The 13,143-nt window shown below is 58.7% G+C and carries 13 protein-coding genes; 3 read left to right on the top strand and 10 right to left on the bottom strand.

The window, feature by feature from the left end; genetic code table 11:
• Positions 1-3: 3 nt before the first annotated feature.
• From ACZ0AZ_RS26945 to ACZ0AZ_RS26955, 3 genes are all read right to left on the bottom strand, one after another.
• Positions 4-741 (bottom strand): S-methyl-5'-thioinosine phosphorylase, encoded by a 738-nt coding sequence (locus tag ACZ0AZ_RS26945; protein WP_016775487.1) that lies wholly within the window; start codon positions 739-741, stop codon positions 4-6.
• A 12-nt stretch (positions 742-753) separates the two neighbouring features.
• Complete coding sequence (gene nagZ / locus ACZ0AZ_RS26950) at positions 754-1,764, bottom strand: beta-N-acetylhexosaminidase (protein ID WP_039760782.1); 1,011 nt, start codon at positions 1,762-1,764, stop codon at positions 754-756.
• A gap of 158 nt (positions 1,765-1,922) precedes the next feature.
• Positions 1,923-2,630 (bottom strand): TetR/AcrR family transcriptional regulator, encoded by a 708-nt coding sequence (locus ACZ0AZ_RS26955; RefSeq protein WP_039760784.1) that lies wholly within the window; start codon positions 2,628-2,630, stop codon positions 1,923-1,925.
• A gap of 229 nt (positions 2,631-2,859) precedes the next feature.
• Here ACZ0AZ_RS26955 and lexA point away from each other — a divergent pair, with 229 nt between their 5' ends.
• The gene (gene lexA, locus ACZ0AZ_RS26960) at positions 2,860-3,468 is read left to right on the top strand and encodes a transcriptional repressor LexA (RefSeq protein WP_016775490.1); all 609 of its coding nucleotides are present in this window, start codon (positions 2,860-2,862) and stop codon (positions 3,466-3,468) included.
• A 10-nt stretch (positions 3,469-3,478) separates the two neighbouring features.
• Positions 3,479-3,952: an SOS-induced cell division inhibitor SulA gene (gene sulA / locus ACZ0AZ_RS26965; protein WP_039760786.1), complete on the top strand. Its 474-nt coding sequence runs from the start codon at positions 3,479-3,481 to the stop codon at positions 3,950-3,952.
• A gap of 96 nt (positions 3,953-4,048) precedes the next feature.
• Here sulA and ACZ0AZ_RS26970 read toward each other — a convergent pair whose 3' ends face one another.
• The 7 genes from ACZ0AZ_RS26970 to ACZ0AZ_RS27000 form a co-directional block, all read right to left on the bottom strand.
• Positions 4,049-4,282 (bottom strand): hypothetical protein, encoded by a 234-nt coding sequence (locus tag ACZ0AZ_RS26970; RefSeq protein WP_007953047.1) that lies wholly within the window; start codon positions 4,280-4,282, stop codon positions 4,049-4,051.
• Positions 4,283-4,388: 106 nt separating this feature from the next.
• A complete protein-coding gene (locus ACZ0AZ_RS26975; RefSeq protein ID WP_129999683.1) occupies positions 4,389-4,913 on the bottom strand; it encodes a DUF6586 family protein in 525 nt (174 codons plus the stop codon).
• Positions 4,914-5,057: 144 nt separating this feature from the next.
• On the bottom strand, positions 5,058-7,691 hold the full coding sequence (gene topA, locus ACZ0AZ_RS26980; RefSeq protein ID WP_463538515.1) for a type I DNA topoisomerase: 2,634 nt from the start codon (positions 7,689-7,691) through the stop codon (positions 5,058-5,060).
• A 114-nt stretch (positions 7,692-7,805) separates the two neighbouring features.
• Positions 7,806-8,042 carry a DUF1653 domain-containing protein gene (locus ACZ0AZ_RS26985; RefSeq protein ID WP_129999685.1) on the bottom strand — a complete coding sequence of 79 codons (237 nt, stop codon included), beginning with the start codon at positions 8,040-8,042 and terminating at the stop codon, positions 7,806-7,808.
• A gap of 93 nt (positions 8,043-8,135) precedes the next feature.
• A complete protein-coding gene (gene fadA, locus ACZ0AZ_RS26990) occupies positions 8,136-9,311 on the bottom strand; it encodes an acetyl-CoA C-acyltransferase FadA (RefSeq protein ID WP_016775495.1) in 1,176 nt (391 codons plus the stop codon).
• A gap of 29 nt (positions 9,312-9,340) precedes the next feature.
• The gene (gene fadB / locus ACZ0AZ_RS26995) at positions 9,341-11,488 is read right to left on the bottom strand and encodes a fatty acid oxidation complex subunit alpha FadB (RefSeq protein WP_463538516.1); all 2,148 of its coding nucleotides are present in this window, start codon (positions 11,486-11,488) and stop codon (positions 9,341-9,343) included.
• Between the two features lie 526 nt (positions 11,489-12,014).
• Positions 12,015-12,452, bottom strand: a complete 438-nt coding sequence (locus ACZ0AZ_RS27000) for a hypothetical protein (protein ID WP_039760796.1) — start codon at positions 12,450-12,452, stop codon at positions 12,015-12,017.
• A 103-nt stretch (positions 12,453-12,555) separates the two neighbouring features.
• Here ACZ0AZ_RS27000 and ACZ0AZ_RS27005 point away from each other — a divergent pair, with 103 nt between their 5' ends.
• Complete coding sequence (locus ACZ0AZ_RS27005; protein WP_039760797.1) at positions 12,556-12,993, top strand: universal stress protein; 438 nt, start codon at positions 12,556-12,558, stop codon at positions 12,991-12,993.
• Positions 12,994-13,143: the final 150 nt, after the last annotated feature.

Genomic DNA, 13,143 nt, shown 5'->3' on the forward strand with positions numbered 1-13,143 from the left:
TCCTTAGCTGGCCAGCACCCGGGCCAACGTTGATTTCACCTTGCCCATGCCGTCGTGCAGGGCCTGCTCGATTTCGGCCATGGTGATGACTTCTGTGGTCTTGCCTGCTGCAGGATTGACTACCAAGGCGAGACAGGCGTAATCCAGATCCAGCTCACGGGCCAGCGCGGCTTCCGGCATGCCGGTCATGCCGACGATGTCGCAGCCGTCACGTTCCAGTCGCACGATTTCGGCCACCGTTTCCAGCCGCGGCCCCTGGGTGCAGGCGTAGACGCCTTGATCGCTGTATTCGCAGCCTTCGGCGGCCACTGCGGCAATCAGTTGCTGACGCAACGGCTCGCTGTAGGGAAAGCTGAAATCGATATGAGTGACGTGTTCCAGATCATCGGCAAAGTAGGTGTGCTCGCGCCCGCTGGTGTAGTCGACGATCTGATGCGGCACGCAGAAATGGCCGGTGCCCATCGCCGGATGAATCCCGCCCACCGCATTCACGGCGATGATCGCTTCGGCACCGGCCTGCTTCAGCGCCCACAGGTTGGCGCGGTAGTTGACCTTGTGCGGCGGGAACCGATGCGGGTGACCGTGACGGGCGAGGAACAGCACTTCCTTGCCGGCGTACTCACCAATCTGCACCTCGGCCGAAGGCGCGCCGTACGGGGTGTCGACTGCCAGCGACTGGCGAATGCTCAGGCCTTCGAGCTGAGTCAGGCCAGTGCCACCGATGATTGCGTAAACGGTCATAACGAAAAATCCTTAATCGATCAGTTGAGCGTCTTTGAGCGCGCCGAGGGCGGTGAGCCAACGCGGGTCCTGACGATAGTCGGTGCTGGCGAAGGCCTGACCGCGCATCTTCGCGATGCGCGCGGAAGGCTTGATCTTCATACGCTGGGCGGCACTCAACGCCAGCTCGGCTGCCGCGCGGTCGTTGCACACCAGACCCATGTCGCAACCGGCACTCAGCGCGGCTTCGATGCGGCTGGCGGCGTCGCCGACCACGTGGGCGCCGGCCATCGACAGATCATCGCTGAAGATCACGCCCTCAAACTGCAATTCGCCGCGCAGGATGTCTTGCAGCCAGCGTCGGGAGAAACCGGCGGGCTGCGAGTCGACTTGCGGATAGATGACGTGGGCCGGCATGACGGCGGCCAGTTGTTTGCTGAGTTTGGCGAAGGGCACCAGGTCGTTGGCGCGGATCTCGTCGAGACTGCGCTCGTCGTTCGGGATCGCCACGTGGGAGTCGGCTTCCGCCCAGCCGTGGCCTGGGAAATGTTTGCCGGTGGCGGCCATGCCGGCGCTGTTCATGCCGCGAATGAATGCACCGGCGAGCAAGGCTGCGCGTTCGGGATCGCCTTCGAATGAACGGGTACCGACCACAGCGCTGCGCTGATAGTCCAGGTCCAGCACCGGGGCGAAACTCAGGTCGAGCCCGACTGCCAGCACTTCGGTGGCCATGATCCAGCCGCATTGCTCGGCGAGATACTCTGCATTCGGGTTATCGGCGATGGCGCGCATCGCTGGCAGACGGACGAAACCCTGACGCAAGCGCTGCACGCGCCCGCCCTCCTGATCTACCGCCAGCAAAAGATCCGGGCGAATCGCGCGGATCGCGGCGCTGAGTTCGCGCACCTGGCGTGGATGCTCGATATTGCGGGCGAAAATGATCAGGCCGCCCACTTCGGGCTGACGCAACAATTGGCGATCTTCGGCCGTCAGCCAGATACCGGCGACGTCCACCATCAACGAGCCTTGCAGGCCAGCAGTCATAGAGATTCCTTGAAAACGAAAAACCCGATCTGCTTGCATTCGCTACCGTGGGCAATGCCCGGACGGTCAGCAGAATTCATGCAGATCGAGTTCAGTACGAGAGTCGGCATGGCCGGCTAGCTTAGCGGATACCAGCTGCCGCGCCCACCCGTGCGCGGTCAAACCTTGGCGGCGACCGGCATGGATTTGCTGCGCGGACGCAATTGCGCACTGGCCATGGCTGTATCGGTGACGCCGGTTTCGGCGCGCATGCCGGCAGCGAGGAACGGCACCATCAGGCGCATCACTTGTTCGATGGAGGTATTGACGCCGAAATCGGTCTCGGCAATCGCGCGCAAGGCCTTGATCCCGGACATGCTGAACGCAGCGGCGCCAAGCATGAAGTGCACGCGCCAGAACAACTCGATCGGCGGAATGCGTGGAGCCGCTTCATTGACCAGCAGCATATAGCGGCGGAAGACCTTGCCGTACATGTCTTCCAGATAACGCCGCAAGTGGCCTTGGCTCTGGCTGAACGCGAGGCCGAGCAAGCGCATGAAGATCGACAGATCGTTACCGCTGCGAGGCTGCACGACGAGCGCTTGCTCAACAAGTATTTCCAGCAGCTCTTCGAGGGTCGGCTTGTTTTCCGGCTTGGCCTGACGGCGCTCCAGCTCCTTGTCAAGGCTGGCGCAGAACGGTCCGAGGAAACGCGAAAACACCGCCTGGATCAGCGCCTTCTTCGAGCCGAAGTGATAATTCACTGCAGCCAGATTGACGCCAGCCTTGCTGGTGATCAAACGCAATGAGGTTTCAGCGAATCCTTTCTCCGCGAACAACTGCTCGGCAGCATCAAGAATGCGTTCAACGGTTTCCGACTGGGCCATGGCTACTCCGCCTGACAAACACTTGTTTGAAACATACGTTTCAGCCTGTGCCTTGTCAAGCCTGCCGGTTCGTTTTGGGAATGGTCGGTCAGATATTTAACCACATAAGGCGCCAGCATTAATAAACACCCTTCGCGACCGCTCGGCGGGCAGCAAAAAAACGCCCATTGCCAAGACCGCTTCACTGTATATAATCCCAGTCACTGTATAAAAAGACAGAGCGATCAATATGCTAAAGCTGACGCCACGCCAAGCCGAGATTCTGGCTTTTATCAAACGCTGCCTCGAAGACAACGGCTATCCGCCGACCCGTGCGGAAATCGCTCAGGAACTGGGTTTCAAGTCGCCCAACGCGGCGGAAGAACATCTCAAGGCCCTGGCCCGCAAAGGCGCGATCGAGATGACGCCCGGCGCTTCTCGCGGCATTCGTATCCCTGGCTTCGAAGCCAAGGCCGACGATTCCACCCTGCCGATCATTGGCCGAGTGGCTGCCGGCGCGCCAATCCTTGCCCAGCAGCACATCGAAGAATCCTGCAACATCAACCCGACCTTCTTCCATCCTCGCGCCGACTATCTGTTGCGTGTGCACGGCATGAGCATGAAGGACATTGGCATCTTCGACGGCGACTTGCTGGCAGTTCACACTACTCGCGAAGCCCGTAACGGCCAGGTTGTGGTTGCACGTATCGGCGACGAGGTGACGGTCAAACGCTTCAAGCGTGAAGGCAGCAAAGTCTGGCTCATCGCCGAAAACCCCGAGTTCGCCCCTATCGAAGTCGACCTGAAAGATCAGGAACTGGTGATCGAAGGCTTGAGTGTCGGCGTCATTCGCCGCTAAAGGAGGCTCCATGCAGTTCCCACACACACCTCAGCAAACACAACTGCCTTTGTTTGAAGCGTTTCTGGCGCAGCCGATAGCGCCGATCCTCAAAGACGTGGTCGAGCGTGACTGGAATGCCAAACCTGACGCTTTCAGTGAGCTGTCACTGCGCGGTGCAGCCGGGAACTGCCTGAACCTGCTCGCGCCGATCCTGCGTGAACTCAGCGAGGATCAGGATGCTCGCTGGCTGACGCTGATCGCACCGCCCGCCAGCCTGACGCAATCATGGCTACGCGATGCTGGCCTGAACCGCGAGCGCATTCTGCTACTGCAACCGCGCGGCGCTCAAAGTGCCCAGCAGCTGGCGTGTGAAGCGTTGCGCCTGGGTCGCAGCCACACCGTGGTGACCTGGCTCAATCCGCTGAATGCAAATTCTCGGCAACAACTGATCAGCGCCGCGCGTACGGGCGAAGCTCAGAGCCTGAACATTCGTTTGGGTTGATTGATGGTAGTGCGCGCTGTGTGAAGCGCAGGGCTTCTCCAGGGACAGAGAAGCCGATCTGTAGCGCAAGCGACCGAGAAAAGGCCAAGGCGAGGATCAATGAAGAACCCGCGGCCCCTCATCCTTATCAAACTCACCTTCAACCATACGACCTGCCATCTGCACGCCGACGCTCAACATTGCTTTGGCAATTTCAACGTGCTGGCCTTGCAGGAACGCTTTGGCATCCTCGGAGAAATCCAGCGTCACCAGAGAACCTTCGTCCTCAGCCCTGCGCAGTTCGATTCGGCCGTCTGGTAACTCGACAATTTCTAGAAAGGACGTTGGCATAAAGGTCTGTTCTCCACGAAAGGCAGCGATTATATAGACATCATTCGAGCTTCGCTCAGGATCTTGACCAGCAGCATGTTTCAGATTGCCACTGCGCCAAACTGCCTCAGCACTCGTTCAAGCCTTCTCGGAAACGGATGGCCAAGCCCTTGAGGTTCTGCCGCCAGCTCTCCAGCTCTTCTCGATTCAATTCTTCTGGCGCTTGTTCTTCATCAAGGTTAACCGCTTGAATCAGCGGTTGTGTCACGTCGCCTTTCGGCTTGTGTGGCACCCTCGGCGGCTGAAACAGTGCTGCGTGCGCCGCCAGCAGTTTCGCCAGCCAGGTTTCCGGATTACCGGCCAGCTCGACCATTTCGGCCAGCTCCGGGATCGCTATCGATTCCAGCACTTCTCGATTCAACAACTCCTCTGCCCGCGGCGAATTGGCCTGCGGTAGACGATAGAAGCCAGCAATCTCATGGCACAAACCCAGCAGTGCGCCGTAAAGGTGGAACAACGCCGATTCACGCCCGGCCTGGATCAGCGCCAGAGAATTCATCGCCCGCCCTTCTTCAGCACGCGCCAGAGCTTCGAGTGACAGACCGGCGAAATAGATCTTCTGGTTGGTGCGGGTATAGAGTTCGTGGGCCATGACGGCAGCCTCCACAACGAAATAATTGCTTCACACAGGCCCGGCAGTGTCATGGATCAGCCGATGCCAGCGCAAGCACAAAACAAAAAGGCCGCATGAAATCCCGAAGGTTTCATGCGGCCTTTTCGCTGCTCAGACTAACGCTTACTCAGTCTTCGCCTTTGCGCTGCGCTTGTCTTCAACTGTCCACTTGCCACCGTCGTAATACGCCTTCCAACCCGTAGGCTTGCCGTCGACTTCGGTCTGCACGTATTGCTCCTTGGTCTTGCGGCTGTAGCGGATAACCGCTGGCAGACCGTCGGGATCCTTCTGCGGAGCTTCGCACAAGAAGTGGTACTTCGGATCGATCTCGTCCTTGTGCGGCAGAATCTCGATCACCAGCGGGGCACGGGTCTCGCGGTTTTTCGGGAATTGGCTGGCCGCGAGAAACAGACCGGAGGCACCGTCACGCAGGATGTAGGTGTCGTTGACCTTTTCGCATTTCAGCTCGGGCATCTTCACCGGGTCCATCTTCGGCGGCGCCGCGTCACCGCTCTTCAGCAGCTTACGGGTGTTTTTGCACTCCGGGTTGGTGCAACCGAAGAACTTGCCGAAACGGCCGGTCTTGAGCTGCATTTCGCTGCCGCACTTGTCGCATTCCAGACTCGGACCTTCATAGCCCTTGATGCGATAGCTGCCCTCTTCAATTTCGTAGCCGGCACAGTCCGGGTTGTTGCCGCAGATGTGCAACTTGCGTTTTTCGTCCAGCAGGTAGGCGTCCATCGCCGTGCTGCAGATCGGGCAGCGATGCTTGCCACGCAGTACCAGCGATTCCGACTCACCCTCGTCGTCCGCGGCGATTTCATCGCCCGGCACCAGGTTGACCGTGGCCTTGCAACGCTCTTTCGGCGGCAGGCTGTAGCCCGAGCAGCCGAGGAACACGCCAGTCGATGCGGTACGAATCTGCATCGGACGACCGCACGTGGTGCACGGAATGTCAGTCATGACCGGCTGGTTGGCGCGCATGCCGCTGTCAGGATTTTCCGCTACTTCGAGCTTCTTCTTGAAGTCGCCGTAGAACTCGTCCAGCACGTTTTTCCAGTCGCGCTCGCCCTGCGCCACGTCATCGAGGTTCTCTTCCATGCCGGCGGTGAAACCGTAGTCCATGAGATTGGAGAAGCTCTCGGACAAACGCTCGGTGACGATGTCGCCCATCTTTTCCGAATAGAAACGACGGTTGTGCAGGGTCACATAACCGCGATCCTGAATGGTCGAAATGATCGCAGCGTAAGTCGAAGGACGACCGATACCGCGTTTTTCCATTTCCTTGACCAGGCTGGCTTCGGAGTAACGCGCCGGTGGCTTGGTGAAGTGTTGCGACGGATCGAGCTTGATCAGCTTCATCACGTCGCCCTGGGCCATGTCCGGCAGCACGTCATCGTCGCCAGGCTTGGCAATCTGCGGCATCACGCGGGTGTAACCGTCGAACTTGAGGATACGGCCCTTCGCGCGCAGCTCGAAGTCGCCAGCGCCGACGCTGACGGTGGTCGACAGGTATTGCGCCGGCAGCATCTGGCAGGCGAGGAACTGGCGCCAGATCAGCTCGTACAGACGCTCGGCATCACGCTCCATGCCCGCCAGCTTGCTAGGCGTGGTATTGGCGTCGGACGGACGAATCGCTTCGTGAGCCTCTTGCGCGCCTTCCTTGCTGCTGTAGACGTTCGGCGTTTCCGGCAGGTACTTCTTGCCGAATTCGTCTTCTATGTAAGTGCGCGCCATCGCCACGGCGTCGGCCGAGAGATTGGTCGAGTCGGTACGCATGTAAGTGATGTAGCCGGCTTCGTACAGACGCTGGGCCATCATCATGGTTTTCTTCACGCCGAAACCGAGGCGGTTGCTCGCAGCCTGCTGCAAGGTCGACGTAATGAACGGCGCCGACGGCTTGCTGCTGGTCGGCTTGTCTTCGCGCTTGACGATGCTGTAGCTGGAAGACTTGAGCTTCTCCAGCGCGGCCATGGCCTGGGCTTCGTTCAGCGGTTTGAAGGCTTCGCCTTTTTCGCGAGCCACTTCGAAACGCACGGTCGAGCCTTTGGCAGTGCCGAGATCAGCGTGCACTTCCCAATATTCTTCCGGAATGAACGCACGGATTTCTCGCTCACGCTCGACCACCAGCTTCACGGCAACCGATTGCACGCGACCGGCAGACAGGCCGCGGGCGATTTTGGCCCACAGCAACGGCGACACCATGTAGCCAACCACGCGATCGAGGAAGCGACGCGCCTGCTGGGCGTTGACACGATCAATGTCCAGCTCGCCCGGCTCGGAGAAGGCTTCCTGAATCGCCTTCTTGGTGATTTCGTTGAACACCACGCGCTTGTAGCGGCTGTCGTCACCACCGATGGCTTCGCGCAGGTGCCAGGCAATGGCTTCCCCCTCGCGATCCAAGTCGGTTGCGAGATAGATGGTGTCAGCATCCTTGGCGAGCCGGCGTAGCTCTTCAATGACTTTCTCTTTGCCGGGAAGAATCTCGTACTTGGCCTTCCAGCCGTGTTCGGGATCGACGCCCATACGCGAGACCAGCTGCTTGCGCGCTTTGTCTTTCGGCGAGAGCACCGGACCTTCGCCCGCAGCAGCCTTGCCGCGCTTGGCGGCTGGCTCTTTGCTGGCGCTAGCCGAACCGCTGGTGGGCAGGTCTCGGATATGGCCGATACTCGACTTCACCACGTATTGGTTACCCAGATACTTGTTGATGGTCTTGGCCTTAGCCGGGGATTCCACAATGACCAGCGATTTGCCCATGGATCAGAAAATTCCTGAATTCTAGAAGTGAAAGGCGGTTGGCGCCTGACGCGGCACCGCTATATATAGTTGATACAAGGTGAGGTCAAGCGCAGGGTTCTTTGCGCAGTTGCCTCAAACCTTGGCAAAAAGGCTCGGTTCGGCTTGCACCAAAGCAAAGCGCGGCACCTGCTCGCCGTCAACCTCGACCGACTCGACGAACATGCTCAACGGGCGCACCCAAAAGCCGTAATCGCCATACAGGGCTTGGTAAAAGACCACTTCTTCTTCGGTTTCGGAATGCCGCGCAACACTGAATACACGGTATTGCGGACCTTTGTAATGTTGGTAGAGCCCAGGTTGTATCGGCATGCTTCGGCCCTCACTGAAATCTTTTCAAAAATAAATAAAAAACCCAAAAACAAAAACCGGGGCACTGGGCCCCGGCTTCCATCGACGAGACGCTTAAACGCGTTCGAAGACGGTGGAGATGCCTTGGCCGAGACCAATGCACATAGTGGCCACCCCGAAGGTGCCGCTATTCTGCTTCATCACGTTCAACAGGGTGCCGGAAATACGCGCACCGGAGCAACCGAACGGGTGACCCAGGGCGATCGCGCCGCCGTGCAGGTTAACCTTCTCGTTCATCTTGTCGAGCACTTTCAGATCTTTCAGCACTGGCAAGGCCTGTGCGGCGAAAGCTTCGTTGAGCTCGAAGAAGTCGATATCGTTGATGCCAAGGCCCGCACGCTTGAGGGCTTTTTGTGTTGCCGGCACTGGACCATAGCCCATGATCGCCGGGTCCACACCCGCTACTGCCATCGAACGGATCACCGCCATCGGCTGGATACCCAGGTCCTGGGCACGCTGCGCCGACATCACGATCATGCACGAAGCACCGTCAGTGATCTGCGACGAAGTACCGGCAGTCACGGTGCCGCCCTTCGGATTGAATGCCGGCTTGAGCGCCGCCAGACTTTCCAGGGTGGTTTCCGGACGAATGGTTTCGTCGTAGTCGTACAGTTTCAGGAAACCATTCTCGTCGTAACCCTGCATCGGGATGATTTCGTCCTTGAACTTGCCTTCCACGGTTGCCTTGTGGGCCAACTGGTGGGAACGCACGCCAAAGGCATCCTGTTGCTCGCGGGTGATGCCGTGCATCTTGCCGAGCATTTCAGCGGTCAGGCCCATCATGCCCGAGGCTTTCGCTGCGTACAGCGACATGTGCGGGTTCGGATCGACACCGTGCATCATGCTCACGTGGCCCATGTGCTCGACGCCGCCGACCACGAACACGTCACCGTTGCCGGTCATGATCGCTTGTGCAGCAGTGTGCAGCGCGCTCATCGATGAACCGCATAGACGGCTGACGGTCTGGCCAGCAGAAGTGTGCGGGATCTGGGTCATCAGCGACGCCATGCGCGCGATGTTCCAGCCCTGCTCCAGGGTCTGGTTGACGCAGCCCCAGATCACGTCCTCGACTTCCGCCGGGTCGACCTTGCTGTTGCGTTCCAGCAGTTTGCTTATCAGGTGCGCCGACATGTCTTCAGCGCGGGTGTTGCGGTGCATGCCGCCCTTGGAGCGGCCCATCGGAGTACGACCGAAGTCGACAATCACGACGTCTCTAGGATTCAAGCTCATAAGTTCACTCTCACTCTAGTTGGGGGCGCTTAACCGAAGAAGCTCTGGCCGTTTTTGGCCATTTCGCGCAGCTTCGCGGTCGGGTGGTACAGCGCGCCCAAATCAGCGTACTGGTCAGCCAGGGCAACGAACTCGGCGACACCGATGGAATCGATGTAGCGCAGCGCACCGCCACGGAATGGAGGGAAACCGATACCGTAAACCAGACCCATGTCAGCTTCGGCGGCGGTTTCAACGATGCCGTCTTCCAGGCAACGCACGGTTTCCAGGCACAGCGGGATCATCATCCAGTTGATGATGTCTTCGTCGGTGACTTCGCGCTGCTCGTAAACGATCGGTTTGAGCACTTCCAGCACCGACGGATCGGCGACTTTCTTCTGCTTGCCTTTCTTGTCGGCCTCGTAGGCGTAGAAGCCTTTGCCGTTCTTCTGGCCCAGGCGCTTGGCTTCGTACAGCACGTCGATGGCCGAGCGACGATCATCCTTCATGCGGTCCGGGAAACCTTCAGCCATCACGTCACGACCGTGGTGACCGGTGTCGATGCCGACCACGTCCATCAGGTACGCAGGCCCCATCGGCCAGCCGAATTTTTCCATGACTTTGTCGATGCGGACGAAGTCGACACCGGCGCTGACCAGTTTGGCGAAACCGCCGAAGTACGGGAACAGCACGCGGTTGACCAGGAAGCCCGGGCAGTCATTGACGACAATCGGGTTCTTGCCCATTTTCTTCGCATAGGCAACGGTGGTGGCGATCGCCAGTTCGCTGGACTTCTCGCCACGGATCACTTCCACCAGCGGCATCATGTGCACCGGGTTGAAGAAGTGCATGCCGACAAAGTTTTCCGGACGCTTGAGGGCCTTGGCCAGCAGGCTGATGGAAATGGTCGAGGTGTTGGACGCGAGGATGGTGTCCTCTTTGACCTTGTCTTCGACTTCAGCCAGTACCGCTTGCTTGACCTTTGGGTTCTCGACCACAGCTTCGACGACCAGATCGACGTGACCGAAGTCGCCGTACGACAGTGTCGGACGAATGCCATTGAGCACTTCAGCCATCTTCGCAGCGGTCATGCGACCCTTGTCAACGCGGCCGACCAGCAGCTTGGCGGCTTCGGCCAGACCCTGCTCGATACCGTGTTCGTTGATGTCCTTCATCAGGATCGGCGTACCTTTGGAAGCCGACTGATAGGCGATACCGCCGCCCATGATGCCGGCGCCCAGTACGGCAGCCTGCTTCACGTCTTTGGCGATTTCGTCGTAGGCCTTGGCCTTTTTCTTTAGTTCCTGATCGTTCAGGAACAGGCCGATCAGGCTCTGCGCAGCAGAGGTCTTGGCCAGTTTGACGAAGCCTGCTGCTTCCACTTCCAGCGCTTTGTCGCGACCGAAGTTTGCGGCTTTCTGGATGGTCTTGATCGCTTCAACCGGCGCCGGGTAGTTCGGGCCGGCCTGGCCAGCCACGAAACCTTTGGCGGTTTCGAAAGCCATCATTTGCTCAATGGCGTTCAACTTGAGTTTTTCAAGTTTCGGCTGACGCTTGGCCTTGTAATCGAACTCGCCGGAGATGGCGCGCTTGATCAGCTCGAGGGCAGCTTCCTGCAATTTTTCAGGGGCGACTACGGCGTCGACGGCGCTGACTTTCAGCGCGTCTTCCGGGCCGTTTTCCTTGCCGGCGGCAATCCACTCGATGGCGTTGTCGACACCGATCAGGCGCGGGAGACGCACGGTACCGCCGAAGCCCGGGTAGATGCCCAGTTTGACTTCCGGCAGACCGATCTTGGCCTTGGTGGACATGACGCGATAGTCGGCCGCCAGGCACATTTCCAGACCGCCACCGAGGGCGATGCCGTTGATGGCCGCGACGGTTGGCACGTTGAGGTCTTCGAAATCGCTGAAGATCTTGTTGGCTTCGAGATTGCCAGCAACCAGCTCGGCATCCGGCAGCTTGAAGTTGTCGACAAATTCGGTGATGTCGGCGCCGACGATGAACACGTCCTTGCCGCTGCTGACGATCACGCCCTTGATCGAAGCATCTGCCTTGATGGTGTCTACGGCCTGACGCAGTTCGTTCAGGGTTAGACGGTTGAACTTGTTGACGGACTCACCCTTGAGGTCGAATTTCAATTCGACGATGCCACTTTCAAGAGCTTTAACCGTGATGGCTTTACCTTCGTAAATCATCAACTGATCTCCACGATATGGAAGCTGAACAGTACACGTCGGACGCAGGCATATGGCTCAGAAGGACGCTTTGCTCGTCGATACTGACACCGTCCGCCTGGCACACCCGCCAACGCAATAGTCGGGATTCTGTAGGAGCAGTCTGTAAGACAAACGCTCAATTCATACGCCCGTTTGATTCGGGTACGTCACCTTCACGGAATTTCTGACAATTGTCAATCGCCCTAAATTCGGGCTGAACTGCGACTTTGCAGTCATTTCTGCACCATGATGAGCAGCAACACCCGTCTCGATGTTGAGCCATTCATAGAATCAATAGTTAGAAAAGTCGCCCTAATTTCCGCCGAGCCCTGTTCAGAAGGCTACGCTGGGTGGACTGCGAGGAAATTTGCCGGGGCGATCAAAGCGCCTGCCGCAAAAAAAGATTACCGGCCTGCCTGGCCAACCCGCCCGACGAATCATGTCGGGCTTTTTATTGGGCGTCTGCCGGACGTTCTACACCGTTGCAGTGAGAAAAATCGCCGTCTCACGCCAGCGCTTTCAGCGTCGCGTCGATATCCTGCAGAACCGTCGCCTCGCCCTTCTCGCCCCAGTACAACGCGATCATCTGCTTGTCCGCTTCGATCTTGAAAACATTGCCCGGCAATTTTTCGAAATAATCAAGGAGCGCCCGGTCATCGCAGACTTCCTGCCATTGATTGACCCACACGCCCGGGGTTTTCTGCCAATAGGTCCAGCACGCCGGTTGACTGCCACGCCGGGGTCGGTGGTACTGGGCGCAGGGATTCGGCGGCTCCGGCAGCAGCCAGTGCGGCCACTCCTGCGGCGCCAGTTGCATGGCCAGGCCGATGCGTCGCGCCTCCATGCGCAAGGCCATGCGCCCACTCTGCGTGCGCGATGGGCGCAACCATGCCAGTGGACTTAAAACTACCAGCAGGATTGACACCACCAGCCAGACCGTCATATCTGTACTCCCGATTTTTGATGAGCCCATTGTGTCACTTGCGAACCAATGCGCTTGAAACCAGCCATACTTACCAATATCGAACCCTCAGGAGGAGCACCTCATGCCCTACCACCACATACTGGTCGCCGTAGATCTGACCGAAGAGTGCGACCCTGTGATCCACCGCGCGCGTGAGCTGTCGGTGAGCAATAGCGCCAAGCTGTCGCTGGTGCATATCGTTGAACCAATGGCCATGGCCTTCGGTGGCGACGTGCCGATGGACCTGTCACAACTGCAACAACAGCAGTTCGATCAAGCCAAGGAACGCCTTGAAAAACTCAAATCGAAATATCCCGAGCTTGAGGGCGCCAATTGCCATCTGACCTACGGCCAGCCCCGCCAGGAAATCCATCATTTCGCCAAGGAACAGCAATGCGATCTGATCGTCGTCGGTAGCCATGGCCGTCATGGCCTGGCATTGCTCCTCGGCTCGACTGCAAATGACGTGCTGCACGGCGCGCCTTGCGATGTGCTGGCGGTGCACCTGGTCAAACGCTGATCTGTCTTGCTCTTTGTGGGAGCGAGCCTGCTCGCGAATACCTCGGCACATTCAACTTCGGTGCTGCGTGAAACACCGCTTTCGCGAGCAGGCTCGCTACCACAGGTGACGTGCTCCCGCCTGTAGATCGCATGACATATGAAAAGCCCG

Source organism: Pseudomonas sp. AC239, from assembly GCF_979258545.1.

Bases quoted from the DNA above. Each gene is read 5' to 3' on its own strand.
- ACZ0AZ_RS27005 (WP_039760797.1), top strand. From the start codon at position 12,556: ATGCCCTACCACCACATACTGGTCGCCGTAGATCTGACCGAAGAGTGC.
- sulA (WP_039760786.1), top strand. From the start codon at position 3,479: ATGCAGTTCCCACACACACCTCAGCAAACACAACTGCCTTTGTTTGAA.
- ACZ0AZ_RS26970 (WP_007953047.1), bottom strand. From the start codon at position 4,282: ATGCCAACGTCCTTTCTAGAAATTGTCGAGTTACCAGACGGCCGAATC.
- ACZ0AZ_RS26955 (WP_039760784.1), bottom strand. From the start codon at position 2,630: ATGGCCCAGTCGGAAACCGTTGAACGCATTCTTGATGCTGCCGAGCAG.
- nagZ (WP_039760782.1), bottom strand. From the start codon at position 1,764: ATGACTGCTGGCCTGCAAGGCTCGTTGATGGTGGACGTCGCCGGTATC.
- ACZ0AZ_RS26975 (WP_129999683.1), bottom strand. From the start codon at position 4,913: ATGGCCCACGAACTCTATACCCGCACCAACCAGAAGATCTATTTCGCC.
- topA (WP_463538515.1), bottom strand. From the start codon at position 7,691: ATGGGCAAATCGCTGGTCATTGTGGAATCCCCGGCTAAGGCCAAGACC.
- fadB (WP_463538516.1), bottom strand. From the start codon at position 11,488: ATGATTTACGAAGGTAAAGCCATCACGGTTAAAGCTCTTGAAAGTGGC.
- ACZ0AZ_RS26945 (WP_016775487.1), bottom strand. From the start codon at position 741: ATGACCGTTTACGCAATCATCGGTGGCACTGGCCTGACTCAGCTCGAA.
- ACZ0AZ_RS26985 (WP_129999685.1), bottom strand. From the start codon at position 8,042: ATGCCGATACAACCTGGGCTCTACCAACATTACAAAGGTCCGCAATAC.
- fadA (WP_016775495.1), bottom strand. From the start codon at position 9,311: ATGAGCTTGAATCCTAGAGACGTCGTGATTGTCGACTTCGGTCGTACT.
- ACZ0AZ_RS27000 (WP_039760796.1), bottom strand. From the start codon at position 12,452: ATGACGGTCTGGCTGGTGGTGTCAATCCTGCTGGTAGTTTTAAGTCCA.
- lexA (WP_016775490.1), top strand. From the start codon at position 2,860: ATGCTAAAGCTGACGCCACGCCAAGCCGAGATTCTGGCTTTTATCAAA.